We start from the raw sequence: 26,540 nt of genomic DNA on the forward strand, positions 1-26,540 counted from the left end.
AAGGTAAATAAAAAGAATTACTCATAACTTGTAGCGAGTTTAAAATCTTTAGTTAAAAATGATTTTACAATTTTATCTGAAAAAAAGTGGATTAATGGAGTTGGTAGAGCATCATCATTAAATACAACTTTATATGACGCAACATCAATATATTCAAACAATCCCCATAGTGTACTAAACTTTTCTCTATATATAATTTTTTCCTTTTCATCTCGAGGTTCATTTCGTTTAATTACAGATAATTCATCACATCTTGACTCAAATTCAGTTTGCAGTGCGCTTAACGTTTTCGGTGAAATCTGTGCCAAACTCCTTGAAAAAATAAATGTTTTACATTTCTTTTCAAACAGTTCTTTATTCGATCTTTCGTCATCAAAAAATGGCATGGAAATAATCTGAGATAAATTATTATCTCTTAATTCATTAATATGATCCCTATAATCAAATGCATTTTCAAATGAAGTTACATTTGAGATAAAAATAAAATCTTCTACAAAGAAAAAATCAATGTTGCCGCCAATATCTATAATGGTTTCTTCTATAAACCTTAACTGATTTGAATTACGCAAAGCAAATTTCTTTTTTGATGTATTTTTCTTAACGCCTCTATAAAAACAAAAATATGCATTTTCTTTATTATAGGTTAATTTTACTAGTTGAAAATTAATTTGTCTGTCCGAAAACTCCCCATCCAAGTTGTTAAACGATTTGATGAGTTTATTCTTTTTGCTTAATAAAGAACTAGACAATCCGATATTATACCTTGCAATTTGATCTTTTCTTTCAATTTCATGATTATAATCACCTACATGAAAAGTATCTTCTTTACCTAAATCATTTTGTTTCATATCATTTAAAGCTTTAATGATGTGAGCTTTCAACCAATGGTTCACATCTTCAGCAAGAGTATCTTCAATGGATTGATATAAATCATCAGCCTCTTTTTGTTTTCTAACCAAATAAAAAGTTAAATCTATTTCCTTTAATTGCTCTTCCTTCAGATTACTAATCCTATATATCAAATTAGACCTATCATTAATATTCATTATTATCCCCCTTTTATCATAGTTTTCGACAATAAGGGACTATATTCCTGCTAAAATATTCACTCTACCTAGACACAAAATAAAATACATTTGTGTTACATTTTGCCCATCTTTCAATGATATTAATCACGTGCAGAAAACCAAGTCGTATCAGAGCTAATGTATCCATTCTGCAGGCATCCATTGAATGGATGCACTATACCACACTACTCATATTATCAAGGCGCTAGTAAAGAAATACACGAAGGCATTTAATTCCAATAAATCGATGTCCCCACACAAACTTAGGCATACCTATGGGACGAACTTAATGGAGCAGTCAGGAGACATCCATTTGCTGATGACTCAACTTGGTCATACTTCAACTACAACTGCCGCCCTATATACTAACCCAGAGCAGGAGAAGGCTAAAAGGGATGCGAAACAACTGGGAGAGAGAAGAACTAATTATCGTGAAAAGGATTAAATGAAAAATAGAAGATTTTCTAGTCTTCTTTTTTTGTGTGTGTGAAGAAATGAAAACATAAGATACCATTCTGCTTCTGTCACTTGGTAAGGCTAAATAAATGGTGGCCTATAATATAGGTTATGTAAACTAGAAAAATGTTTAATAATAAAAGAGCCTTAAAGCCCCTACTCTATTATTGTGCGGGTACTGCATTACTGCTGCATACTGTCAAAAGTTTAGGAAATGCTCAAAAACCAGTCATAGCAGGGGTTTCTACTTTAAGATGAACTGTGAGAGGGCATGAACCCGGATCATGCCTTTTTTTGGGTTCACTTCATCTCCAAGCTCTTTACTTCTTCTTATTTCAAGTATCTTTTCACGCACTTGTTACTCATACTCATTCTTTAAATCTTTAATGTATTGCGGTTCCTTAAGGGCTAGTTTTAATGTCTCCTTTAAAATCTTACGAATCACGATTGAAGCGGTATCGGGCTTAACTAAAACCCTTAACTCTTCATTAAAATCCGAAAAATCACCCATGAGCAATATCACTACGATATTTGTATAACTTAAAAATAATCGTTTTGAATTTTTCCTTCCCAAAAAATTCCGAGAAATTCATCGGACGTTCCAAATGATCATTTATTTTACTTAGCTTTGTTCTTAGCTGGCGACCAACCTTTTCATCTCCATAAACTAATAACGTTTCTATTATAGAAAACATACCCAGTATATAAAACGGAGATTCACTTGGAATAGCCTGCAATTTCCAATAATCGTTTACTTCTGAAGAAATTCCATTAATTATTCAAATAGCTCATGATTTCCCGAAGCTGCTTGTAAGACTAAATAGAGACCATCAATTGTGCTCCATCCAAAAGCGTTAATTACATTTGCTATATATAAAATCAAATCCTTACCATTAATTTCATTTATCTCACTTGATTTAAAATCTTTGTTAAGAAAATAGAAATTCGATCTGAAAATACTAGACCATCTCCTCCTTCTTTCTCCAAAATAAAAAGCCACTAATTTTAAGTGACTTAAATTAATTTACTTCTTAATTTATCTTCTTCCTCGATATACTTATCTATTAGTAACCAAATATGTTGAGCGTATTTATTAGCCGAAAGTAGGTAATTTTGTCTTTCTTCTTTAGTATCTTTTTCTAAGATAGATACACATGCAAATACATAATCATTGCAGTATCCTCGCATTTCTTTAGCATACTTATTTTCCTTGTTGAGATATACCCAAATAAGCACTTTATGATTTAAAAATTCATATTTCATCTTAGGTCTATCTTCAATTTCCTCGACATCATAACTTTTTCTTCCTAAATCTAAAATACTAGTAATATGTTTAAATACTTCTTCGTGTCTTTTTTGTTTTTCGGATAATAACACTGTAATTCTTCGGGTTTTTTTGGAATTAGATATTGTAAAATAAAGTGTTAAAGCAGAGACAAGAATCGTCCCTACACTAATCCCAATATTAATCCATATCATTACTTTTCCCTCCTAATTAATATACTTGAATTATATCAATAATTAGGACCATCATGTTTTATTTCCTCAGTTAAAAAATATAAAAAGCTCCCTCGAAAGGATGCTACATGCATAATTGTTACGTTTCTTAGGTTTCTTATTGCCGTACTTTTGTTGTATCACCTTCAAGCTCTCTTTCTATGCTGATTTATATGATCATACTCAAAAATGTTCTCTCTGTAATTCACAATAGCCTGGTCATAGTTGCTATAAAAATCATCAGCTGTATGAAAACGTTCTAATGCCAACTTTTCTTCCTCATCCGAATAGCAAACCGTTTTAGAAAGATTCTCTCCATTCCGCTGCCAGGTAGAAGAATACCCAGTAGTTCTCACATATTTTATTTATCTATCGATTCAAGATTAATATGGGATTTCTTGTATTTGCAATGTGAAGATTAGCACAATAACTGTTACTTGAGTATTTCATTTTTATGAGTTAAACCTTAGGTACCAGTAGCGCTGTGTGTTTATTAACTGTTACCATCCTGGAAATTTCGGTACCTTTTGGAACATTTTGGTGGTAAGATTACTTTATTCTAATTTTTCAAATATTAATAGAATGGTATTACACAAAATGCAATTGTTAAGGAGTGAAATGGCGATGGGCATGATATTTGTTGGTGGTATTCATGGTGTTGGGAAATCATATTTCTGCAACAGCTTCTCAAGAGAATTTGAAATACTTCATTTTTCATCCAGTGAGCTTATATCAAAACAAAAAAAAGAACAGTATAGTTCTAATAAAATGATTAAAAGTGTAAATAAAAATCAAGATTTTTTATTGGATGCATTAGAAATTCTGGAGCTCACTGAGGAGCATTTCCTATTGGATGGACACTTTTGTCTACTTAATAAAGAAGAAAAAATAATAAAAATTCCAGAAGAAACATTTCACAAATTAAATCCAAACGTCATTATTTTACTAACAGATTCAGTTGAGTCTATCGCGCTTAGACTTATCGAACGTGATAATCGGGAATATGATTTTGATTTTTTAAAGAGGTTTCAAAAAGAAGAGTTGGAATATGCAACAGTGATATCTGAAAAACTCGATATTCCTTTACATGTATATAAAATGGGAAACTCTTTAGAAATTTTAAATAGAAATTTGAAATCCATTCTAAAAAAGGAATATTGAGAGTTAACCATACAAAAACACCATAATAATTTTCAGGAGTGATTAAATTTGAACGAATATTTAGTGAAAAATAAATTTAAACATATAAATTTAGATGATCCTTTTTTTGATACACTAAAAGCAGATTATTCTGGTTTCGAAACGTGGTTTAAAAAGAAAGAAGATGAAGAGGCATTTATAAAAAAAGAAAATAATTTAATACAAGGTTTTCTTTATATAAAATATGAAACCGGTCCTATTAAAGATGTTCAACCAGTTATTAACTGTGGAAAGACATTAAAAATTGGAACTTTAAAAATAAATCCTCATGGTACACGTTTAGGAGAGCGTTTCATTAAAAAGGCCCTTGATTATGCTATTACAGGTGAAGTTGAAGTCTGTTATGTAACGATATTCGAAAAACATACTGCGCTTGTTAAATTATTTTTAAAATACGGCTTCAGTATTCAAGGGAAAAAAAATGGTGATGAATTAGTGCTAGTTAAGAACATGAAAAAGCTAAAGAATGATATATTACAAGACTATCCCTTGATTAGTACAAAAGATAGACAAAAATATTTGTTAGGAATTTACCCAAAATATCACTCTATAATGTTCCCTGATTCAATCCTTAAAAACGAAAGCGTAGACATCCTAAAAGATGTAGCTATAACTAATAGCATCCATAAAACTTATGTAACAAGAATGAAGGTTAATCGGGCATTTCCTGGGGATATTTTTATTATCTACCGAACAGCGACGGAAGGTATGAAGGCTGAATATACCTCGGTGGTAACATCAGTTTGTGTAGTTGAAGAAGTGAGAGGACAAGATGAATTTACTAACTTTAATGATTTCTTTAACTATGCAACGGCCTATAGTATTTTTGAACAAAATGATTTAAAATATTGGTATGATCGTGGTGGATGCTATGCGGTTAAAATGACTTATAATGCAGCCCTAAGTAAGAGACTGATCCGTAAAAAACTCATCGAAGAGATAGGATTAGAAAGGTCAGGATATTGGGGTTTTATGAAATTAACAGATGAACAGTTTACTCGTATTTCAGAAGAAGGTGGAGTAAGTGAAGGTATTATTATCGATTAAACCAGAGTATGTTCAAGAAATAATTAACGGAAATAAAAAGTTTGAATATAGAAAGCGTATATTTAAAGAAAGTGTAGAATCTGTTGTTATCTATTCAACTATGCCTGTAGGGAAAATTGTAGGTGAATTTAAAATCGAAAAAATTTTAAATGACTCACCTACAGAGCTGTGGAATAAAACATGTGATTATTCGGGTATCTCAAAAGCTTCCTTCCATGATTACTTCTCAGGACGAAGTAATGGATTTGCAATAAAAATAAAAGAATTTATTGAATATGAAAATCCGATTGATCCAAAAGTTACTAATAATAATTTTAGTGCTCCTCAATCCTATAAATATCTTAGAAATGAATCAGATTCTTTAAATCAGGTATCATTTTTCTAATATTAAAGAATAATAATTTCGGTTAACTCAAACTTTTCATTTTTATCTCTTTTAATTAAGAGATTTTTTTTCCTCCCAACAACGAACATACATTTCCTTTCGGAGAGGTTATTATGAAAGTGGCAATATATATAAGGGTTTCAACCGAGGAGCAAGCCACCGAAGGTTATTCTATATCCGCACAAAAACAACGACTAAAAGCATATTGTATCGCACAAGATTGGGATATCGTAGCATTCTATGTCGATGAAGGTATATCTGCAAAGGAAAACTACCTCAACTACAACAAATGCTGCAAGATATTAAAATGGTGATATTGATTGTGTCCTGGTCTATCGTTTAGACCGCCTCACCCGTTCCGTCTTGGACCTTTACAAAATGCTCCAAATGTTTGACAACTACGATTGTAAATTCAAATCGGCTACTGAGGTCAACGACAAGATAAATAACCACTCGGGATGGAAACGATGAAACTAATAGCCAAATCTATTTGTAAAAATAATGTTAGTCTAAATCATGAACCTTGATTATTAAAGTTTAAAAGGACCATCTGAGATGGTCCTTTTAACATGTAGGCCTATCATTATCCAAAGAATATCGGTTACACTAACTCATAAACATTGTCAGAAATAATAACCAACATCAGGTACAGGATCATATTGTCTATTATAGCTATAAACTATATCACCTGATTAATAAATTTTTTTCAATAATTTAATTATTACAAATTTCTCTTTTCATTACCAGCTAAGATTTTAGAACGTCCCCAAATCCTATAAAAAATTTTATAAGTTATTCTATTATCGACGATAATTTTTGCTCAACCCATTTACTGATACTAATTCCTTCTTTTTCAGCTAAATCTGAAATTGCTTCTAACAATTCGATAGGTAATTCAAAACTTGTTTTTCTATTTGGACTACGTAATATCAAAGTATCATCTTCATGATGCATTTCTCCATTGGTTAAATACGGTAAGATATCAGCAATTCCAAACACCTCAGATTTAAACGACTTTTCCCCTGCCCGAATGAAGAGTAAAATCGAACTGCCTTGTTCTCTCATTCTTATGTTTTCCAAACCCCAGGTTTTATATAAATAGTCAATGAAGGGATAAAATACAACTTCGTTTTTTTGTACCTGAAGCTCAACATAGCCTTTATAATCCAAAGGAGGTTGGTGGATCGAGTATGATGGTTTTAAAGAATAAGTTTTCATTCCTTCTTCATACGTCAACCACTTTTGGATATTGGGTAGGTAGAAACCAAATACATTTTCTTCATTACGAACCACACGTGCCTCTGGTATTTTAGATGAATGAAATCTTTGATACAAAGCAATGTCATTTTTCGAATCATAATATTCATATTTTTTTGGTCGCTGTGTTTCAGTTGGTTTGAGTGATTTCTCTGCTTCCTGATAGGCTGTTTCCGAAATTACATACGTGATTCTTTCATCCCCATAAGGGACGGCTTTAGCTTTTATGGAACCACCTTGTATATACTTATAAACACTTTGTACAGATAACCCCAATTTCTTTGCAACCTCATTGGGGCTCATACCTGTAGGGAAAGATTGCTTTTCATCCACTAATCGATCCACTTCCGCTTTTTCATAACGGGCCTCTTTATGTAATCGATGTGGGTCCAGAATCTTCATGATTTTCTTCTGCTTTCCATAATGGTAGACCGTTGCCTTGGATACTCCGAGTAAATCAGCGACTTCTTTTTGTGTATACCATTCCACTTTATCCCCCTCCCATCCTTCTTGATGATCCGTTCCTGTTGTGGGAACATCCCGTTGGTTCCCATTCGTCAATTCCTCATGATACAAGACGGCTTCCGCCTGGCCAAATTTTACACGATATTGGAGACGTGGGTGTTCGATCACTTCCAAAATCACGCCTTCTTTTTTTTCAAATTGTTTAAAGTAGTAAAAACTCTCGGGGTCTTCTGCTTCCGTACATGTTGGGAGAACATAAACCGTTTCCCCCATTTCATAAGATACATCCTGAATGTTTTTTTCATGGTTTAGTTTATTCATGATTTGTCTATTCACCCTTTTATCTTTTATTGTTATATGTCTATTTATCTTATAGTGAACTATTTAATTCATATATCTATTATAATATATAGTATTGTACTAAATAAGTATAATTCTAAACTCCTCTTATATAACCATTATATAATTAATTATTGCATCTAAAAATATTATTATAATTCTAGAATCTAATTATTTACTAATTATAGTATACCTAAATAAATGGAAGATTTATTTAGGTTTTCCATAATTAATTAACTCTTGTTGTTTGATATAATCAAATAAGTAACTATAAAAAAGAAAAATAATAAATATATACTTTATATTATTGGTAGGTGGATTATAAAAGTGAGGGATACAGGTATGCATGAACTGATAAATAAAACGAAAGAGATTCAGAGCAGCGCATGGAAAAAAAGTCTTTCAGACATTTCGATCCACACGTTACAAGAACGATTAGATACGACAGAAAAGAATGGACATCATCCTTTTTCCGATTTTAGCGATGTAGACATGCTTCAGTGGTTTCTTCAACGACGAGAACATTTAAATCGGCAACATGAAAAGGCAACCCGCACCGTCCAAGCCTATGAGCGGGAACTTCTTCAATTTATTGAACAAATGCTCACTTATTCGGTGGAAATCAATGTAGACTTGGAAAAAGTTGTGGGCAGTTCCCTCCTTAAATCTTTATCTACCCGGCACATTAGAAGATATCAGGAATGGTTATCAGAAAAAAGCCCCTATGTCGTAACAAAAGGAGCGTATTCCGTTTCCACATTATCCAGAAAGACAACCATCATCAAGAGTTTTTTGAAATTCCTGTTCGAATCAGGCTATATCACGGAACCCATTCATGAAGGGTTCTTTAAGATCAATATTCGTAAAGATGATCGGCCGAACCGTGATTTGGGACCAAAGGAAGTCATTCATCTACTTGATTACTTCAGGGAAATCAACCACCCCATCGTTTTTTCGATCATTCATATCCTCACGATGACAGGCATGCGCAATGAAGAGTTTACAAGACTCCGAGTCAAGAATCTTCAATACGATTCCATTACCAGCACGTATTTTTTAGAGGTACTAGGTAAAGGAAATAAAAGAAGGCAAATCCCACTGAAAGAAAAAGGAATGAATAGCATTCGCATGTTCCGTTCAGCTAGAGGGCTCGACGATATAGATGCAGCAGAAGGAGAAGACCCGCTCTTTACGACCAATACCGGCCGTGCCTACTCTCCCTCATATTTGTCTCAATACATAACAAAAGCCATTAAGGAGAGTGGATTGCCTTTTTTGAAGTTTCGTTCCTCTTCCATTGGTCCTCATACTTTCAGGCATGCTTTTGCCATCATTTCTCACTTAAATGGAGTGGATGTTTATCAGATTATGAAGAGTCTGGGCCACGAGCAGCTCTCCACTACAGAAATTTATTTGGAGAAGGTTTTTGAAAAAGAACGCCATGCGATTCATTTGTGGAAATCAGATGTGTTCGGGGAGTATATATAATAGAAGAAAGTCGTCATAATTAGAGAAGGTTTTGCTAAATTTGGGGCTCAATTGAATGGCGCTCTCTTAAAAGATCCATTTCGAAAATGGTTTAAAGATTGAAGATATGAAAAATTGTCCAGATTAAAAAAAGATATTTCTCCTCATATCTGTATGTTCAAAACAAAATAGGATTTCTATTATGTCATTTTTTAATATATACTCACTAAGGAATTTGAGCCATGGTAATTTTATCAATGAAAAACTTCTTGAACATCTAATAACCAGTTAATAAAATGAATGATAATGATAAATTCAAAAAGATAAAAAGGATTGCCAGTGGCAACCCTTTTTTCTCAATAAGTATTCTTACTCATATTAGCTTGAAAATAATGGAGGAAATGTTTCAGTCCTTTTGACTTATTTAAACAGAAGCTTCTTTTTTAACATTTAGTAATTTAAAGAATTCTTTCATAAAACCTGGGAGATCTGGCCAAGCATGCCCTGACACGATATTGCCATCAACATGAAGCATTTCTTCCACGTATGTAGCTCCTGCAGCTTCTATTTCGGGTCTACATGCCGTATAAGCTGTCATCTCCCTGCCCTTTATATATTCTCTTATCGTTGTTAATACCAGTTGTCCGTGACAGATAACTCCAAGTGGTTTATTTTCTTTTAAAAAATGGGCGGTTATATCTTGTACTTTTTTATTCATACGAATATATTCAGGAGCACGGCCCCCAGGAATAATAAGTGCGTCATAATCAGTAGGTTCAATCTCATCAACCGAGGCATGAGATTCAATTTTATATCCCCATTTTTCTGTAAACGTTTCCATTTCAGGTAAAAAATCATGAACAACTGTCTGGAGACTTTTCTTCACAGGTGAGGCAATTGTGCAATTAATATTTTCTTCGATACATCTATAATATGGATAAAATACTTCCAATGCCTCTACAGCGTCACCAGTTATAATAAGAACGTTTTTACTCATTTTCATCACATTCCTTTTCTGAAATTTTTTTAAAATTCATAAGCATCCTTAAAATTATATTTTCGCCAATGTACTTTCATCAGCGGAAGGCAAATTATATCGAGCCTCTAATAAACCGCGACAATAATGAGCATTAAACTCCATATTCATTCGTGATCCTTTGGCACCTCGCAGATAATCATCAAACCCTTCTTCAGTTATCTCTTTATCTTCAGGAGTGGTTATGGCTAATAGATTTAAGTAATTCGACGTTTTTTTCTTTTCCAGGTATTTTTCTCTAAGTAACTTCCCTTCTACAGATAAAGGCAGTTCATATAGCTCTTGGATAGATAAATTGATGATTTCTTTCTTTGACATGCCATTTTGAAGTAAATATCTTATAAGTTTCTCTTGCCTGGCATAGAAAGCTTTTATCTGGAAAGTCTTACGTAATTCATCAAGATCTCCATCAGATAAACCACTAAAGGATTCGCTAAAGGATTTACCCGAAGTTGCTCCTTGGTTGATTTCATCCGAAGCACAGTGATCTAATAAAGTTACTTTAACTTCATTTACCCAGTCTAATTCAGCCACATACTTCAGTATATCTTCGGCCATGATATATGCGAAGTTAGGTGAACACCAGTAAGTTGGTAATCGAAAAACTACTTCGACATCGTTTTCTTTTATTACCGTGTGATCGATAAATCCTAATTCAGTTAAAGGCTGATCCAATTCTGGATCATAAACTTTATCAAGCATGCTATAAACCTGTTTTTCTTTGTTCATAAAGTTCGATGCACCTCTCTTTTTCAATGATTGATACAAAACTTTAACACGACTCAACAATCTATTGATTGAGATTAAACCATTATATGTGAAGCTAATTCGCACTTTTGCAACTTCGCTTTTTGAGCCTCGATATCAATATTATAGAGTCTGGCTGCATTACCACCTAAAATTTTCTTTTTTACATTCAAATCAAAAGTTACGCCTGTTTCCTGTTGGATATCTTCAGGAAGCTCAAAATCTACGAATTTTTCGATAAGCCATTTTGGTTCCCATATTCCATAATCACTCCCGAAAAGGATGCGATCCTCATCCAGCCAGTACAATAACTCACTTATGATTTCTGCAAAATAACGAGGACGTTGATGGATAAGTGATATGGCTACAGCTAATCCCCCGTATACATTTTTCTCTTGTGTTGCAATCCAACAAAAATCTTCCAGTCTAGGCAACCCAACATGCTCTACGATAAAATTCAGTTCTGGAAAAGTACTTGCAGCATCATCAACGTCAGCTACATCAAAAGCGTCGCGATTAAGCGGTGTGACCGTTGGACCTTTATGGATATGAATATTTTTTATTCCCAGATCAAGGCATTTTTGCAGATAATGCTGAGACCACGGATCAGACAGCTTATACCCTTTAGAATCGCCATACCAATCAGCAGTATAAAGTTTTATACCTTGCCAACCGTATTTCAATTTCATCGCTTCTAGATTTTCTAACCCGCGCTCACCATGTCGAGGATCAAGCGTCCCATTACATATAAAACGATTTGGATATTTTTTTGAAAGGGCATCATTCACATCAAAATCTCCAAACCCGTTTTTGTAAAACTCCTTAAGATATACCGGTTGAAAAATAGCCATATCAGCATATCCTTTTACAATGACATCCTGTACCAACGTTTCCGAGCCATATTTCTCGAATTTTTCCCTTGGCCAAAAATATTCTTCAGGACTCAAGTTCTTATGATAATCATAGAAACAACTAATAAACTGTTCACCATGTATGTTTAGCTGGTTTTCCTTGCTTCCATCCCAAATTGCCACATGAGAATCAATAACAAAAATTTCTTCCCCGCTTTTCGTTTTATACAACATTATCACCCCTTCAAGTTTCGCCTTTCTCTTTACTTCATTGCAAATACTGTGCCAAAACTTCCTTCTTTACTATCAAAAATTATTAAATGTTTCTTTAATACAAGCAAGAGTGCCTCTATTCCGATATTTATCAGGCTCTATATAATTGGAAATTTGGAATGATAACTATAGATTTAAATAAAAATATTGAAAGTTCTGTATTTTTAATTCTAATGATATATGGTGCATAAAGCGACACTGTATCTAAAAGTGACGATCGTAATTAAGCAAAGTGCGACACACCTAACTTATAAGTTTGATTAAATATAGAATAGTAGATTATATTTGAGAGTGGGACAGCATAGAGGAGATTAACAATATTGATAATTCAGATAATTGGTATATAATATGTGTAACTATATTTCCAACGTGATAGAGAACTTTTTATTATCAATCACTTAAAAATATTGTAAGCGTTTACTGAAAGGTCAGGGTGATTTCAGAAACATGGCACGTACTTACATTAAAAGGAAGGTACCGGTATGAAGAACCCATATATTTCGTTGGATATTTCCTCTTCACCGAAGACTGAAAAAGATAGAATCGAAAGAGCCTGGGAGAATTTTATATCAGGCCAAAATTTAGTATCTGAAGTGAGATCCTTAACTTATCAATCTTGGGAGCGCTCTATTCGTCATGGAGTACACCCCACCAAAGGGAGAGCCCCACTGGTTCTGTCACAAGATGAAATACAAGAATATCAAACAACCCACACGTTCTTTTCTATTTCAGAATCCCTTCTACCAAAACTTAAAGAATCAGCAATAGATTCAGGTCACTTAATTGTGATTTGTAATCATAAAGGAGAATTATTATATCTAGATGGAGATGCCTCTCTCAAAAGGAAAGCCGAAAATATGAATTTTACAGCAGGGACTTCATGGTCAGAGAGCTATGTAGGGACAAATGCTATGGGCACTTCTTTGGCTACAGGAGTCCCCATGCAAGTCTTCGCGGGAGAACATTTTTGCCAACCTGTTCACAATTGGGTATGCTCAGCCTCGCCGATTAAAGATCCTGCAACACAAAAGGTTCTTGGAGCGGTCAACTTAACGGGTATTTGGGACGTGGTACATCCCCTCTCTCTATCCGCTGTTGTTTCTATCACTCAAACAATCGAAGAAAAGCTCAAAAGCCAGCTCAAATTTGAGCACTTTTTGCTACTTGAACATTATATTGAAACAACTCGTAAAACCCCCAGTAAAATAGTGGCTGTGCTCGATCGTGGACATCAAGTCATCAAAGCCTCCACCCAATGGTATGACAAAGGTTGGATTGATTACAATAACCGATTAATAATTTCGTTATCAGATTGCAGTGGCACAGAAGGCATGAAAGACGGCTGGATTTTTGAGTCAGTCCCTTTCTATAATCAAGGATTCCCTATTGGTTTTATGATACATGCGATTTCAAAAGTCAAACCTTTGAATAAAACGAGATTTAGTACAAAGTACTCCTTCATAAATATGATTGGGAAATCTCCAGAATTCCAATCTGTTATCGATGAGGCGCATACAATGGCCAATCTGGATTTACCCGTTTTAATTGAGGGAGAGAGCGGTACTGGCAAAGAGTTATTCGCCCAATCCATACACGCTTATAGCCATCGATCTGAAGCTGCTTTTGTAGCTGTTAATTGCGGGGCAATTCCAAAAGAACTTGCAGCAAGCGAATTATTCGGTTATGAGGAAGGCACTTTTACAGGAAGTATAAAAGGTGGCCGTGCCGGAAAATTCCAACAGGCTGAAGGAGGAACAATTTTTTTAGATGAAGTTGGCGAGATGCCACTAGATATACAGACCATGTTTTTGCGCGTGCTTGAAGAAGGAGAAATTGTGCGAATGGGTGGAAGAGAACCGATAAAATTAAATGTACGGGTAATTGCGGCAACAAATTGTAATTTAAAAAAAGCCTGCGAGGAAGGCACTTTTCGTAAAGACCTTTACTACAGGCTTAATATCCTTTCCTTGCAAGTCCCCCCACTGCGCGAAAGAACAGGGGATGTCCCCTTACTATTAAATCATTTTTTGACAAAAACCTGTGAAGAAATTAGGAGACCACCACTTAAAATAGGCGACCAAGACTTGTTTGTCTTAGAGCAGTATGAATGGCCTGGGAATGTACGTGAATTAAGGAATTTTGCCTACAAAGTGGCCATAAAGGCAAATGGCAATGTAATCACAAACAGTGATTTCCCAAAAGAAATCGGACTATCTAAAAGGATAATAAATTATTCAGCGACAGATCATTCACATCAAAAATTGAATAATAAAGAACAGCCATTAATACTTACTAATCCATCCTCATCCCACGAAGAATCAGTGAATTATCCAACCTCTTTAAAGCAGCAAGAATTGCATATGATTCTTATGGTACTTAATGAGGCAAATGGCAATGTTACAGCGGCTGCTAAAAAACTAGGCATTCATAGAAGCACAATTTATAGAAAGCTCGGGCGGAATACTAAAAATGAAGGTTTATCTAATAACAATGGATAATGAAAAGCCTGGATATCCTTTCTTGATTTCAGTGTGTTTATTGGGAAAATTATAAGTTCTGCCGTTTTTATTCCTTATTTCACAAATGATCTGATAATTAAAAATTATCAGTATAGTTAACACTATTTCTTAAAGGGAAAAAATTATATATATTTTCTGAAGTAAATGATGAACTGTAGAATTTCCACTTCAAAGAGCACCATGATACTGAACTGCACCCCAATTGTTAGACAACATCGAACAATTGGAGGTGCAGTTTTTTTGATTAAATATACGATAGATTAAAAATCAAATGCAGTTTTAGAGTACTTAGAAGGGGAAAAACGTATAAATCCATTGCTCAAGAAAGAAATGTAGGTTTTATCCCCTTTGAAAAGATGGGTCGCTATCTAAAAAATGGGATGGAAGGACTTGTTTCATCCTATACAAATTACACTCTGCCCTTTAAACTAGAGGTACTAAAATATATGAACGAATATGGTACATCAATCAACGAGACCGCTGTACACTATAACCTACCTTCCGATTCTATACTTTTGAACTGGGCAAATCAGTTTAAGGAAGGAGGTATAGACGCCCTTAAACCAAAGAAAAAGGGGCGTCTATCCATGAAAAAAGATACTAAGAAAAAATCACCAGCTAATGGTTCTCAAGAAGCACTTATTGCTGAATTAGAATACTTATGTGCGGAGAATGCCTATCTAAAAAAGTTGAATGCCTTAGTTCAAGAAAAGGAAGCCTGAAAAAGCGCGAAAGTAGTCCATGAACTAAGGAAACAATTTGATTTAAGTCTGCTTCTATCCATTTCTAAAATGGCACGGAGTACGTACTATTATTGGGTAAACGCCTTCGAGCGTGAGGATAAATACACAGAAATTAAATCCCTTATCAAAGAGATTTTCCATACGCATAAAGGGCGTTATGGGTATCGGCGTATTACCCTAGAATTACGTAACCGAGGTGCTCACATCAATCATAAAATAGTTCTCCGATTAATGAATGAACTAGGATTGAAGTCATTGGTTTCGCATGAAGAAATACCGTTCGTACAAAGGGAAACTCGCCAAGATTGCGCCCAACATTCTAGCACGTGATTTCAAGGCGGCAAAGTCCAATGAAAAATGGGTGACAGACGTCACGGAATTCCATCTAGCTGGGGAAAAACTATACTTATCGACTATTCTTGACCTGTTTAATGGAGAAATCATCGCCTATAATATCGAATCTCGGCATGTTTATCCTCGTTTCCAAAATGCTGGATAAAGCCTTTGATCGCTTGGAATCGAAAGATTCACCCATTCTCCATATTAAAACCTATTGCCTCCCAGCTTTTCAATTTCTGCTGCTGCTTCTTTTAATGCTTCTTCACCACGGCCACAAATTACAACATTGGTTGGTGCTTTCCTTGGCAAACGCGACAGCAATTGCTTTTCCAATACCTTTACTGCCGCCTGTCACGAGTGCTTTTTTATCTTTTAATCCCAGGTTCACTTTAGATCCAATCCTTTCTATGGGCGTCTATTGTTGATTATATATTAACAATAATTTCTAGTCATAAACAAATGGACTATGGCTGATTTTTTGCTCTAATACTCAATAAAGGAGGGAAACCACTAAGATGGGTTTCCCTCTAAAATGTTCCGTCTTGTTTAGTTAGTATAAGGTATATTCTTATACTTGCTGAGCAAGGACAATTATCATCACGATTCCCATTTTTTGTTGAACAATTCAAGGAAGCAGAGATGGAATGAGATAAGTGAACTCCTTATACAATAGGAAGCCAGCCAGGGATGCCAGTATAGTACTCCCACATTTTATCAGAAATAGCCAGTTCTTTTTGATCTTTTTTAGATAATGTTGTACGGATTTTGTCTTCTTCACCGGCTTGTATTTTTGTACCCACTGAGGTTCCATTATCAATTCCCTCCCTAAAGCGATTAAAGGTACACCTATTTCAAATGCTTTCATCACTTCATCGGGTGTCCGCAGCATCCCAACACCAATCACAGGAACACGATCGCCGACACGCTCATGGATCATAACAACTCGGGATGTCTGATTGTTATCATCACAGATTGATCCGTTCCAAAAGCCGCCGACAGAAATATGGAGATAATCCAGGTCCTGGTCCGCTAACTTGTCCACTAATTGCAACGTTTCTTCCATGGTGATGCCAGTTTTGACCTATTTTAGCTGAGTAATTTCTGCCAATATTTCATAGGAATGGAGGCGGGCCTTATGATCGTAAACCTGGGCGATTGCCATAATTTCATCGGCTTGACTTTCATCCAGAACCTTTTCCAGCTTTTCTTTTACGATTTGAGGACTGCCGACAATCGAAGTTCCTAATTGATTCTCAAGGGCAGCTATTTCATAGTCGCTCGCTATATCATTAATATTATCCACTGGCGGCTGCAATGGGACTTCCTTCCCGCGCATCAAATTCAAGAACTGCTGCTGCAATGTTGTAGCGAGCCGCTCAGCTTCTTGATCTGTATCGGCCGCAATGATGTTTAGCCCTACCATTGCATGCGGCTTGTCCAGTACTTTAGAAGGCTTAAAGGAACGGCGGTACAGCTGGATAGCCGGCAGTGTGTTATGCGGCGAGAAATGGCTCGCAAATGCAAACGGCAGTCCAAGCTCTCCTGCCAGCTGGGCACTGTATCCGCTCGAACCTAACAGCCAAATAGGTATGTTTAATCCCTCACCCGGAATTGCTTTAACATGACTATATCCTTGTGCCAGGGAAGGGTCAAAGTAATTCCGGAGCTCAGCCAGCTGCTCAGGGAAATCTTCCCCTGAACTTCTCAAGTCACGTCTTAATGCACGTGCGGTAAGCTGATCAGTGCCTGGTGCACGGCCCAAGCCAAGATCAATACGTCCTGGATATAATGATTCCAGAGTACCAAATTGCTCAGCAATAACAAGGGGTGCATGATTCGGCAGCATAATGCCGCCTGAACCTACCCGGATTTTTGATGTACCTGCTGCAACATGGGAAATGACTACCGATGTTGCAGAGCTGGCGATAAATGGCATATTATGATGCTCAGCGAGCCAATATCGGTTATACCCCAGCTTTTCAGCGAGCCGGGCCAGCTCCAAAGTATTGCGAAAAGAATCAGCCGGCGTCCTTCCATCTGCAATTGGAGAGAGATCCAGGACCGAGAATGGAATATCCGTAATTTGTTTTGTATCATTTTCAGGCATATGCTCATCTTCTTTCTTTAAAAATTTCGTTTCAAACCTATAAAAGAATTTACAGGTTGTATTCTTTGTCTTCTTTTACTGCTTCAATCTAAATCACATTAATTTAACTGATTTAATATCTGCAGAAAATACATCCTTTATTAGACTAGACAATGTTTAATTTACTGCAGCCTGAGCCAAAATTTCATAAGAGCGCAGCCGTGCCTTATGATCAAAAATCTCTGTATGAGCCATAATTTCATCAGCGTCAGTCTTTTCTATTAACTCATGGAGCTGCTGCTTCACACCTGCAGGGTCCCCGATGATGGAAGTGAAAAGCTGTTCTTCAACCGCCCTGCGTTCATTATCGTTCCAAAGCTTGTCCATATTATCAACTGGTGGCAAAATGGGCGAAGGCTGTCCACGGGTTAACAAAAGAAATTTTTGATACATCGAAGTGGCAAGCCTTTGTGCCTCCTGTTTCTCATCAGCAGCCACCACTTGTACGGCTAACAGTACATAAGGCTCCTCCAAAAATTGAGACGGACGAAAATAATCCCGGTACAGTTTTATGGCCTCCATCATGTTACCTGGAGCAAAATGTCCCGCGAAAGAGAATGGTAACCCAAGTATTCCAGACAATTGTGCACTATAAAACCCTGAACCTAACAGCCAAATTGGCACATTTTTTTTTTCGCCGGGAATGGCGTGAATGCTAAATGAACCATTCTTAGTGGCTGTTCCTGTACCATAAAGATATGCGATAAGCTCCTCAAGCCGGGCATCAAATTCAGGTTCACCAGCAACCCGCTGCCGCAATACATTTGCTGTATATTGGTCGGTGCCAGGTGCCCGCCCCAATCCAAGGTCGATTCGGCCAGGGAAGAAGGTTTCTAATGTTCCAAATTGCTCAGCCACGGAAAGAGGAGAATAATGGGAAAGTAGCATTGCGCCTGATCCAATACGCATTTTTTCCGTGACAGAGGCTACTCGTCCAATTACGATCGGGGATGCTGAACTCGCCATTCCTGCCCAATTATGATGTTCAGCAAGCCAAAACCGTTTATATCCCCACTGCTCTGTTTTCTTTGCTAGATCAAGCGTGTTTTGAAGGGAAAGTTCGGCTGATCCTCCCTCGACAATTGGGGAGGGATCTAGCACTGAAAGTTCTATTTTCTTTGTCATAATTCTTCCTCCTTTTATACAATTAAATTTATTAAAGCTGGCCTGTACCTTTATGGGTTGGAAAGTAAGGTAAAACAAATTCTCCAAGTTCCTGGATTACTTCCTCTGGAGGGCGCTTGGAAAAATACAGAACAAACGCCAAATGGTTGACACCAATCGCTTGAAATTGATGAAGTAGATCAACTAAACGGTTTCTTCCCACGGAATAGCCTAAGGGTATGGGTACAGGCATTTCATCGGGATTTTCCAATAAATTGATGAACAAGCTTTGAGAGAAGGGTTTAAAATCTCCTGGAGCATGAACTTCAGTTAAAGCACGATAATCCTGGATAAGCTGCGCCTGTTGAATAAAGCTTCTTGGGTATTGAAGCCACCCATCCCCATTCCTGGCTATCCAATTGATAGACTGATTGCTAAATCCAGTCACCATGGTCGGAATTGGAGATACAGGCTTTGGGATTAACCTCATATCTGTACCATCGATCAGCCCGGCGTTGCTGTGGATTGTCGGCTGATCCTCTTTTAACAGCCGGTCGAGAATTTCGAAATTTTCTTTAAATAACGGACCGCTTTCTTGCTTAGATATCCCTAAAGCTGTAAAGTCTTTTTCCCTGTCCCCTGATGCCACTCCCATAATCAATCGACCTGGAAACAATTGATCGATTGATGCAGCTTCCTTGGCTACCCTGACGGGGTGGCGCAAAGGGAGAACTACACTTCCTGTCACTAACGCAATGTGCTTCGTATAGGCAGCAAGATACGTCAAATAAATCCATAAATCGAACTTTTGGCCGTTATCATCAATATTCAAATTCTGCATCGTAATATCACGGAGCCATAATGAAGCAAAGCCATATTCCTCAATTTTACGGGCAAGCTCCAGCTGATTCTCCATAATCGGATTTTTAGACATCCTGGCAGTCGGGAGGATAAATCCGAGTGTCATTTTGTCTTTCTGGTACATGCTGTTATAGGCACGATGATTTTGAAAACTCACTCTTGGTCCTCCTTAAAAGGTTATATTTTTAAGCCTATATACTTTTCAAACTGTTTAATGGTTTCCTCATTGCGTCGATAATAAGTCCATTGTCCGATTCGTTTCATTTCCACCAGACCGCTTTGCAATAGGATAGATAAATACTGGGAGGTAGTGGACTGTGATAGTCCTACTTTGCTGCGAATATCACTAACACAAACCCCGCCATCAAAGCTTTTTTCTTTGATGACATGGGCCTGCGGGGAAAAGTTATTATCAGGTTCTTTCAACATTTGCAGAATATTTACTCTTATTTGATTTGACAAAGCCTTGAAAATTTCAACTGCCTGTTCGTCATTTATCATATTTGATTCCCGATTCAACGGTGCCCGCCCCTTTCTGATCTTATTAAAATCTATTTTGCTTGGAATGCGTATAAACTAATCGAACAAAAGGAAATTGATAATTTGCGATATCTCTATATTATTTTCTTTTATACCCAAAATCAAATTTTATGCTTTAGACAGGGCTAGGAAACGGCTTTAAAGGAACTACACAAATTAGCTTAGAGAACAGGTGGCAAAGAGATGAGGATTATTTTGCCCATCTTTTAAATGGTTTGGGTTGGTATATAGCTTTGAAAATCAAGACTTTAAAAGGATAGGTGAAGAAACTTCTGATGAAAATGATGTTATAGATGACGATACAATGTAGATGGATTCTGTTGCTTCGTTTGGGATCCTTGTAAACAACGTTTTGAAGCAGTCTTTATTGAGTCAAAGAGTAAACCCTCTCAGGATGATATTGTAAAATAGATTAACAAGTGTAGAAGTGCACAGGAATTTATAGAGGAAAGTGATGAGGTTCCACATAAATTATGTGCTGGAACAGGGCAGGAAAAAAGTATTGACTTTCTGTACAAAATTATCGTTCATTAGTGATATGAGTAATTTCGGGTTTAGCAGGAGTCTAGGGCAAAAGCTTTTCATGTTGGGGTACCGTCAGGTAAGTACGGATTTATAACGAACAAGAAAAGTAAAAAGGTTATATTTTCCTAAAGACATCTCAGCTGCCATTAAATAAAAATCCGAAGTTTACCCCTTCCCATCAGTTCCCGTTAGGAGGAACGTTACCGATTCAACGACGGATTCAATTGATTAACTACTCACGAAAAAAATTGCTATCTTGTTGAGGATGATTGTGACAGTGGGTTTATGAAGGTCCACCTGTTAGTTCATTACAGGGATTAGAGCCAGAACGTGTGTTATATATATTGGTTCGTTTAGTAAAATCCTATCACCAGCCCTCAAAATGGGGTATTTAATTCTTCCTTCACACCTTATTGAAAAATGTCGCAGGCTAAAATGGTTTTCGGATCTATATACCCCCTCCTTGGACCAGCTTACACTTACCCGTTTTATTGATGAAGGTTATTTGGAGCGACATATTACAAAGATGAAGAAGATTTATAAAAAACGAAGAAACTTCCTTATTCACTGTTTAAAAACAACGTTTTCGAATAAGGTTAATATTTTCGGTTATATAACAGGTTTACACCTAATTGTTGAATGGAAAGATTCCCATTTTTTAAAAGAGTTACTAGAAGAAATCGAAAAGTTTGGAGTTAAAATTTATCCAGTAGAAAATCATACTATAGAAAAAGGGAAACATCCTAATCGAATTATTTTAGGGTTTGGGCATCAAAAAATGAAGAAATAAAAGAAGGCGTAACCAGATTATATCAAGCAATATATAACGGTAAATCCAAAAGTAACAGCCGAACTTCCTTAGAGTAGGAAAATCGGCTTTTTTGATGTCGAATTTTGCTTAGGGTATGTTTTCCGCGTTTTGCTACCGGAACCCCTATATGCATTATCCTACTTTTGAATGTAAGACTAGTTTAATTCTCCCAGCTTGTAGGGTAAAGATGACAGCCCTTAATTGAGCATGGCCACATTTTGGACATTTTTCATTAATCTGTAGTGATTGTTAAACATCTTTCACAAACCCTTCGTTGATTTGTTTTGAACATTTCCATGGGTACCTCCTTTCTTTATAAGTTTTGTTAACGCAACAGCATACAAAATTAAGTACATGAAAATTAATCACTTCATGTAACAGTACCTTTTGCTCCAAGCCCTTTTATTAAGATTCATCTATTTTCATTTCATTATAGAAGTTAATTATGGAGATACTGATTTATTTAAAGATCTATCACCATTGACAGACTTTTGATGTTCTCATGAGTTTGTTTTTCATGCTTGTTATAGCCTTCCCTTAACTTACAATTCTTTGTGCTAAATTAGTATATTACGTATATTTTTTGTGTAAGTACGCACTTTATAATTAAATAGTATCAATAAAATACATAGTGTAATAAAGTATACTAATTACCGGGTCTTTGTATAATATCCCCAAAAACGAAAAGGTTTTCCCCTCTGAGTAGACACTCCTTCATTAAGCTAACCGTACACCACCATGGCTAGAGAATTGCACCAATGCCGGGTGCATGTGAAAAAGCCAAGGTCAGCGACTATACAAAAATCGCTAACCTTGGCTTTTAATAACTGATTATTAAATGTTGTGCTTTTCTCTACCTTAATTTGATACGTGACCATATCAAGGTAAAGAAAAAGGAGAAAACATCTTTGAATAAGAAAGAAGGGATAGTTTTTCTACTTGATATCCTCTTTTCTTTTTACTTGGCCCCCATCGACATTCTCCATATAATTTTTACCCCAATTATACATCGAATCAAGAATCGGCATCAGGCTTTCTCCTTGTTCTGTCAGAGAGTATTCCACTTTGGGAGGTACAATTGGATAGACTTCGCGATGAACAATAAGATCTTCTTCCAGCTCTCGAAGCTGGTTAACGAGCATTCTTTGAGTGATGCCCGGCATAAGAGCCTTCAGTTCACCAAAACGCTTGGTCCCCTGCTTGCCTAGGTGCCATAAAACAAGCATCTTCCATTTCCCCCCAATAACAGAAAGGGTCAATTCCTTCTCACAATTGAATGTTTTATTCTGTAGCCTTGTCATTCAAATCACCTCCAAATATAAATCCTAAATCACATAGTATACTTTTTAACACTATGTAAAATTAAAGTGCGTACTTACAAAAATATTATACTTAGTATACGATACATTGTACAGTAGATATGAATTTCTTGCTGTGCAATGATTGAGTGCCAGAGGGACATACTTACTGTGCAACAAACTAAAACATACTATTAGGAGTGAAGGATAAATGGAATTACAATTGGCACTGGATTTAGTAAACATTCAAGAAGGTATTGAATTGGTTAAACAAGTGGAGGAATATGTTGATATCGTAGAAATCGGTACACCAGTGGTTATTAATGAAGGGCTTAGGGCTGTTAAAGAAATGAAAGAAGCTTTCCCTTCTTTGAAAGTATTAGCCGACCTAAAAATTATGGATGCAGCCGGTTATGAAGTGATGAAAGCATCTGAAGCCGGCGCTGATATCATCACGATTCTTGGTGCAGCTGAAGATATGTCCATCAAAGGGGCTGTTGAAGAAGCTAGAAATCAAGGCAAAAAAATCCTTGTTGATATGATCGCTGTGAAAGATCTTGAAACTCGTGCTAAAGAAGTGGATGCATTTGGCGTCGACTACATCTGTGTGCACACTGGCTACGATCTTCAAGCTGTTGGAAAAAATTCTTTTGAGGACCTTCAAACCATTAAACGTGTTGTAAAAAATGCAAAAACTGCTGTAGCAGGCGGCATAAAATTAGATACACTTCCGGAAGTCATTAAAGCACAACCTGACCTTGTCATTGTTGGTGGAGGTATCACTGGACAAGCTGATATTAAAGGGACAGCTGCCCAAATACAAAAATTAGTAAAACAAGGCTAATATCCATCATGCAGACTTCTCAATATTTAGCTGAAATCATAAAAGAGCAAAATCGTTCAGTAGACTTAATAGCTAACGAAGTAGCTGAAAAACTGGTTAATGGGATTCTTGAATCAAAGAAAGTTTTTGTAGCGGGTGCAGGAAGATCCGTGCTTATGGGTAAATCCTTTGCCATGCGAATGATGCACATGGGGATAGTAGCTAAGTTTATGCCTAAAAAATTTTTAAAGTCTTCAGGTAACTGCATAACACTAGCTCCTTTTTATTTTTTATAAAGGGGACCACCAGCAAAACGCAAATTTACAACGTTAAGGAAATACTAATATTAAAATGCCCAATTTCTCAGCATTAAATTGAGAAATTGGGCTTTTTTCCATACTGTAGATAATGCCTCGATTGTGGAAGATCGATAAATTTGAACAAAAAAGTGATTATTTCTACATCTTTGGGTGAATCATATCATTTCACAGAAACTTTACCTTGAACTTCAATTTTAACATCTGCTTTTTTCAATATATTTCCGACATCGCACCCTTTATCTGCTGCTTCTGTCGCTCTTTGTGCAGATTGAATTTGTTCTTCTGTCGCGCCAGCAGTTAAAACGATGTGAGGATAATGGATAATTTTAAACTCATTATCAGATATACTTGCCTCAGAGTTCACTGTAAGTTCCGCCACAGGAAGTTTTCTGCTTTCAAGCACAAATGTTAGTGTTGCTGCATAACAAGTTGTTACAGAAGCAACGAGAACCTCTTTTGGATTTGCTCCGTTACCACTACCTCCTAATGATGTTGGAATAGCGATTTTTGTATCAAGATACTCCGCTTTAAGGGTTCCATCCCCTGTTACCCCACCATCCCAAATTGCATTCACATTTATCTTCATATCAGCCATAATTAACACTCCTTCAATATATTAATTGCATATATATCTTGCCTATTCACGTATGCTTTTACTCGATGGGTATCGCAAACACTTCGTTAAAAGACAAGAAGAACATTTTTTACGTTTTAATTTGTACCTACCAATCGGTACAAAAAGTAGTTATTTACAAATCACATCGTCGATATTGACCAAAATTTAAATATTTTCCGAATTTTTAATCCTAAATTAAAAATAGACAACGGCAGGCTGAAGGAATTGAAGTAGCAAAGAATAAGGGAGTGAATTCGGGAGACGTAAGTACGAGATCAATGCTGATTTCATGCAGGTTTATGATGAGTGGAAATCTGGATTTATTACTTCGACAGAATTAATGAAGCGTCTTGATTTAAAGCCAAATACCTTTTATCGACGTGTAAAGAGTATGAAAATCAAAGAAAGGGGCAAATACCTTGCGAGGAAAAGAACTTCTTACAACAGACCAACGATTAGAATGGATGGTACCTCCCAATGGTGAAAGAGAACTTGCTACTTACTACACCTTCTCGCAACATGATTTGGAAATCATTCATTATCATCGCGGGACTACAACCGATTAGGCTTTGCCGTCCAAAAGGGTATTAAATTTCCCCGATAAAAAAACTGTATGGAATAAATTCTACACAGTTTTTTTGAAATTCCTATTAGATTGTCAGCAACTCCAACAATATTCCCTCTTTAAAGTGAATTTTCAAATAATATCCAATGGCATTTTCCTAGTAGGTTTAGGAAATACTTGATCAATTCTACTGAGATCTTCTTCAGTAAACTCAATTGTTGCTGCTTCAGCATTTGCTAAAACATGTTCATCTTGAACCGCTTTTGGAATAGAGATGACGTTATTCGAACGGATGGTCCAAGCAAGAGCGATTTGTAATGGTTGGACATTGTATTTGTCAGCAATATCATGAATAGCTGGATCGTTTAAAAGCTGTCTTATTAAAGAGCCTCCTTGAGCAAGGGGACTGTAGGCCATGATTGGCATGTTATGTTCACGCTGCCATGGTAAGAGATCGAAGTCGATTCCTCTTGAACCTAAATGGTATAGCACTTGGTTCGTTACACAATTTTTTCCATTTGTGGTATTCCATAGCTCTTCCATATTAACCGTGTCAAAATTAGAGACGCCCCATCTTAAAATTTTCCCTTCTTCACGTAGCTTTTCCATTCCTTCAATTGTTTCCTCTAAAGGAACACGTCCTCTCCAGTGGAGAAGATATAAGTCCAAGTGGTCTGTTCCGAGTCGTTTTAAGCTGTTTTCACATGCTTTTGAAATCATATCTAAACCTGCATGATGGGGATACACTTTTGAGACTAAAAAGACTTCATTTCTGCGTCCTTTAATGGCTTCGCCAACTAAGCGTTCAGAATCGCCATTTCCGTACATTTCAGCAGTGTCAATAAGTGTCATGCCCAATTCTACGCCGAGCTGCAAGGCTTTTATTTCTTTGTCTCTCACTTGGGGATTTTCCCCCATGTACCATGTTCCTTGTCCTAAACTAGGTAAAGAAGTGCCGTCAGGTAGGGTTACCACGTGTTTGGCTAATGCATTTTTAATTTCCGCTCTTTTCTTTTCATCCATTAGGCTCGACCCTTTCTTTTATGTATTTGGGTATCATAGAAGTAGAATGTTAACGTCTCTTCGTATAAACTACGCATATATTTAGAATTTCCGTAACCAACAAAGCCATTCTTTATTGCATGATATGGCCATTTCTGCTTCCGTCTGTGCAAAAAAACAAAGAAAGTGAGGATGGTCTGTAAGTGTCTGACACTTTGAGTCAACCTCACCACTTCTATTC

Annotated in this window: 26 protein-coding genes and 4 pseudogenes; 14 read left to right on the forward strand and 16 right to left on the reverse strand. The window is 36.3% G+C overall.

Features of this window, described 5'->3' with window-relative positions; genetic code table 11:
- Positions 1-17: 17 nt before the first annotated feature.
- On the reverse strand, positions 18-1,046 hold the full coding sequence (locus tag QUF94_RS25255; protein WP_289318524.1) for a Kiwa anti-phage protein KwaB-like domain-containing protein: 1,029 nt from the start codon (positions 1,044-1,046) through the stop codon (positions 18-20).
- Positions 1,047-1,233: 187 nt separating this feature from the next.
- Between QUF94_RS25255 and QUF94_RS25260 the strand changes: the two genes are divergently transcribed.
- A complete protein-coding gene (locus QUF94_RS25260) occupies positions 1,234-1,512 on the forward strand; it encodes a tyrosine-type recombinase/integrase (RefSeq protein WP_289318525.1) in 279 nt (92 codons plus the stop codon).
- A 369-nt stretch (positions 1,513-1,881) separates the two neighbouring features.
- On the opposite strand, the gene QUF94_RS25265 is transcribed toward QUF94_RS25260, so the two are convergent.
- Positions 1,882-2,097, reverse strand: a complete 216-nt coding sequence (locus QUF94_RS25265; RefSeq protein ID WP_289318526.1) for a hypothetical protein — start codon at positions 2,095-2,097, stop codon at positions 1,882-1,884.
- Between the two features lie 440 nt (positions 2,098-2,537).
- Complete coding sequence (locus tag QUF94_RS25270; RefSeq protein ID WP_289318527.1) at positions 2,538-3,002, reverse strand: hypothetical protein; 465 nt, start codon at positions 3,000-3,002, stop codon at positions 2,538-2,540.
- A gap of 642 nt (positions 3,003-3,644) precedes the next feature.
- Here QUF94_RS25270 and QUF94_RS25275 point away from each other — a divergent pair.
- From QUF94_RS25275 to QUF94_RS25290, 4 genes and pseudogenes are all read left to right on the forward strand, one after another.
- Positions 3,645-4,181: an ATP-binding protein gene (locus tag QUF94_RS25275; RefSeq protein WP_289318528.1), complete on the forward strand. Its 537-nt coding sequence runs from the start codon at positions 3,645-3,647 to the stop codon at positions 4,179-4,181.
- Positions 4,182-4,229: 48 nt separating this feature from the next.
- Positions 4,230-5,267, forward strand: coding sequence for an N-acetyltransferase (locus QUF94_RS25280; protein ID WP_289318529.1), 1,038 nt, complete (start codon positions 4,230-4,232; stop codon positions 5,265-5,267).
- Positions 5,245-5,652 carry an ASCH domain-containing protein gene (locus QUF94_RS25285; RefSeq protein WP_289318530.1) on the forward strand — a complete coding sequence of 136 codons (408 nt, stop codon included), beginning with the start codon at positions 5,245-5,247 and terminating at the stop codon, positions 5,650-5,652. The genes QUF94_RS25280 and QUF94_RS25285 overlap by 23 nt, the downstream gene beginning before the upstream one ends.
- Positions 5,653-5,765: 113 nt before the next feature.
- Positions 5,766-6,090, forward strand: a pseudogene (locus QUF94_RS25290) (recombinase family protein); the annotation flags it as partial.
- Between the two features lie 354 nt (positions 6,091-6,444).
- On the opposite strand, the gene QUF94_RS25295 reads toward QUF94_RS25290, so the two are convergent.
- A complete protein-coding gene (locus QUF94_RS25295) occupies positions 6,445-7,695 on the reverse strand; it encodes a helix-turn-helix domain-containing protein (protein WP_289318531.1) in 1,251 nt (416 codons plus the stop codon).
- A gap of 345 nt (positions 7,696-8,040) precedes the next feature.
- On the opposite strand from QUF94_RS25295, the gene QUF94_RS25300 reads away from it, so the two are divergent.
- Positions 8,041-9,201, forward strand: coding sequence for a tyrosine-type recombinase/integrase (locus QUF94_RS25300; protein ID WP_289318532.1), 1,161 nt, complete (start codon positions 8,041-8,043; stop codon positions 9,199-9,201).
- Between the two features lie 403 nt (positions 9,202-9,604).
- Here the strand turns inward: QUF94_RS25300 and QUF94_RS25305 are convergent, their stop codons facing one another.
- The 3 genes from QUF94_RS25305 to QUF94_RS25315 form a co-directional block, all read right to left on the reverse strand.
- On the reverse strand, positions 9,605-10,177 hold the full coding sequence (locus QUF94_RS25305; RefSeq protein ID WP_056519773.1) for a DJ-1/PfpI family protein: 573 nt from the start codon (positions 10,175-10,177) through the stop codon (positions 9,605-9,607).
- Positions 10,178-10,231: 54 nt separating this feature from the next.
- Positions 10,232-10,945, reverse strand: a complete 714-nt coding sequence (locus QUF94_RS25310) for an iron-sulfur cluster assembly protein (RefSeq protein ID WP_289318533.1) — start codon at positions 10,943-10,945, stop codon at positions 10,232-10,234.
- 74 nt (positions 10,946-11,019) lie between these two features.
- Complete coding sequence (locus tag QUF94_RS25315) at positions 11,020-12,045, reverse strand: amidohydrolase family protein (RefSeq protein ID WP_289318534.1); 1,026 nt, start codon at positions 12,043-12,045, stop codon at positions 11,020-11,022.
- A 524-nt stretch (positions 12,046-12,569) separates the two neighbouring features.
- On the opposite strand from QUF94_RS25315, the gene QUF94_RS25320 reads away from it, so the two are divergent.
- The 4 genes from QUF94_RS25320 to QUF94_RS25330 all read left to right on the forward strand — a co-directional run bounded on the left by QUF94_RS25320 (position 12,570) and on the right by QUF94_RS25330 (position 15,848).
- On the forward strand, positions 12,570-14,585 hold the full coding sequence (locus tag QUF94_RS25320; RefSeq protein ID WP_289318535.1) for a sigma-54-dependent Fis family transcriptional regulator: 2,016 nt from the start codon (positions 12,570-12,572) through the stop codon (positions 14,583-14,585).
- A 377-nt stretch (positions 14,586-14,962) separates the two neighbouring features.
- Positions 14,963-15,328 carry a helix-turn-helix domain-containing protein gene (locus QUF94_RS25325; protein WP_289318536.1) on the forward strand — a complete coding sequence of 122 codons (366 nt, stop codon included), beginning with the start codon at positions 14,963-14,965 and terminating at the stop codon, positions 15,326-15,328.
- A 69-nt stretch (positions 15,329-15,397) separates the two neighbouring features.
- Positions 15,398-15,679, forward strand: coding sequence for an IS3 family transposase (locus QUF94_RS28935; RefSeq protein WP_353957721.1), 282 nt, complete (start codon positions 15,398-15,400; stop codon positions 15,677-15,679).
- Entirely contained in the window at positions 15,615-15,848 is a 234-nt protein-coding gene (locus QUF94_RS25330; RefSeq protein WP_289318537.1) for a DDE-type integrase/transposase/recombinase, read from the forward strand. Before QUF94_RS28935 ends, QUF94_RS25330 begins: the two co-directional genes overlap by 65 nt.
- Before the next feature lie 44 nt (positions 15,849-15,892).
- Here QUF94_RS25330 and QUF94_RS25335 read toward each other — a convergent pair whose 3' ends face one another.
- From QUF94_RS25335 to QUF94_RS25360, 6 genes are all read right to left on the reverse strand, one after another.
- Complete coding sequence (locus QUF94_RS25335; RefSeq protein ID WP_289318538.1) at positions 15,893-16,021, reverse strand: hypothetical protein; 129 nt, start codon at positions 16,019-16,021, stop codon at positions 15,893-15,895.
- A 292-nt stretch (positions 16,022-16,313) separates the two neighbouring features.
- On the reverse strand, positions 16,314-16,751 hold the full coding sequence (locus QUF94_RS25340) for a beta/alpha barrel domain-containing protein (RefSeq protein ID WP_289318539.1): 438 nt from the start codon (positions 16,749-16,751) through the stop codon (positions 16,314-16,316).
- An 18-nt stretch (positions 16,752-16,769) separates the two neighbouring features.
- Entirely contained in the window at positions 16,770-17,795 is a 1,026-nt protein-coding gene (locus QUF94_RS25345) for an LLM class flavin-dependent oxidoreductase (RefSeq protein ID WP_040375767.1), read from the reverse strand.
- 156 nt (positions 17,796-17,951) lie between these two features.
- Complete coding sequence (locus tag QUF94_RS25350) at positions 17,952-18,959, reverse strand: LLM class flavin-dependent oxidoreductase (RefSeq protein ID WP_289318540.1); 1,008 nt, start codon at positions 18,957-18,959, stop codon at positions 17,952-17,954.
- 31 nt (positions 18,960-18,990) lie between these two features.
- The gene (locus QUF94_RS25355; protein ID WP_289318541.1) at positions 18,991-19,956 is read right to left on the reverse strand and encodes a TIGR03571 family LLM class oxidoreductase; all 966 of its coding nucleotides are present in this window, start codon (positions 19,954-19,956) and stop codon (positions 18,991-18,993) included.
- A 20-nt stretch (positions 19,957-19,976) separates the two neighbouring features.
- Complete coding sequence (locus QUF94_RS25360) at positions 19,977-20,300, reverse strand: ArsR/SmtB family transcription factor (RefSeq protein ID WP_289318621.1); 324 nt, start codon at positions 20,298-20,300, stop codon at positions 19,977-19,979.
- A gap of 689 nt (positions 20,301-20,989) precedes the next feature.
- On the opposite strand from QUF94_RS25360, the pseudogene QUF94_RS25365 reads away from it, so the two are divergent.
- Positions 20,990-21,731: pseudogene (locus QUF94_RS25365) on the forward strand (aminotransferase-like domain-containing protein); the annotation flags it as partial.
- Positions 21,732-22,610: 879 nt separating this feature from the next.
- On the opposite strand, the gene hxlR reads toward QUF94_RS25365, so the two are convergent.
- Positions 22,611-22,976 (reverse strand): transcriptional activator HxlR, encoded by a 366-nt coding sequence (gene hxlR / locus QUF94_RS25370; RefSeq protein ID WP_252433468.1) that lies wholly within the window; start codon positions 22,974-22,976, stop codon positions 22,611-22,613.
- Between the two features lie 208 nt (positions 22,977-23,184).
- Here hxlR and hxlA point away from each other — a divergent pair, with 208 nt between their 5' ends.
- Together hxlA and QUF94_RS25380 are read left to right on the forward strand one after the other, a co-directional pair.
- A complete protein-coding gene (gene hxlA, locus QUF94_RS25375; RefSeq protein WP_289318542.1) occupies positions 23,185-23,817 on the forward strand; it encodes a 3-hexulose-6-phosphate synthase in 633 nt (210 codons plus the stop codon).
- Between the two features lie 8 nt (positions 23,818-23,825).
- Positions 23,826-24,020, forward strand: a pseudogene (locus QUF94_RS25380) (6-phospho-3-hexuloisomerase); the annotation flags it as partial.
- 256 nt (positions 24,021-24,276) lie between these two features.
- Here QUF94_RS25380 and QUF94_RS25385 read toward each other — a convergent pair.
- Positions 24,277-24,711 (reverse strand): OsmC family protein, encoded by a 435-nt coding sequence (locus QUF94_RS25385; RefSeq protein ID WP_289318543.1) that lies wholly within the window; start codon positions 24,709-24,711, stop codon positions 24,277-24,279.
- A 440-nt stretch (positions 24,712-25,151) separates the two neighbouring features.
- Here QUF94_RS25385 and QUF94_RS25390 point away from each other — a divergent pair.
- A pseudogene (locus QUF94_RS25390) lies at positions 25,152-25,312 on the forward strand (DUF4158 domain-containing protein); the annotation flags it as partial.
- A gap of 117 nt (positions 25,313-25,429) precedes the next feature.
- On the opposite strand, the gene QUF94_RS25395 reads toward QUF94_RS25390, so the two are convergent.
- Positions 25,430-26,320 (reverse strand): aldo/keto reductase, encoded by an 891-nt coding sequence (locus QUF94_RS25395; protein WP_289318544.1) that lies wholly within the window; start codon positions 26,318-26,320, stop codon positions 25,430-25,432.
- Positions 26,321-26,540 lie beyond the last annotated feature (220 nt).

The organism is Peribacillus sp. NJ4 (assembly GCF_030348345.1).
Taxonomy (GTDB): domain Bacteria; phylum Bacillota; class Bacilli; order Bacillales; family DSM-1321; genus Peribacillus.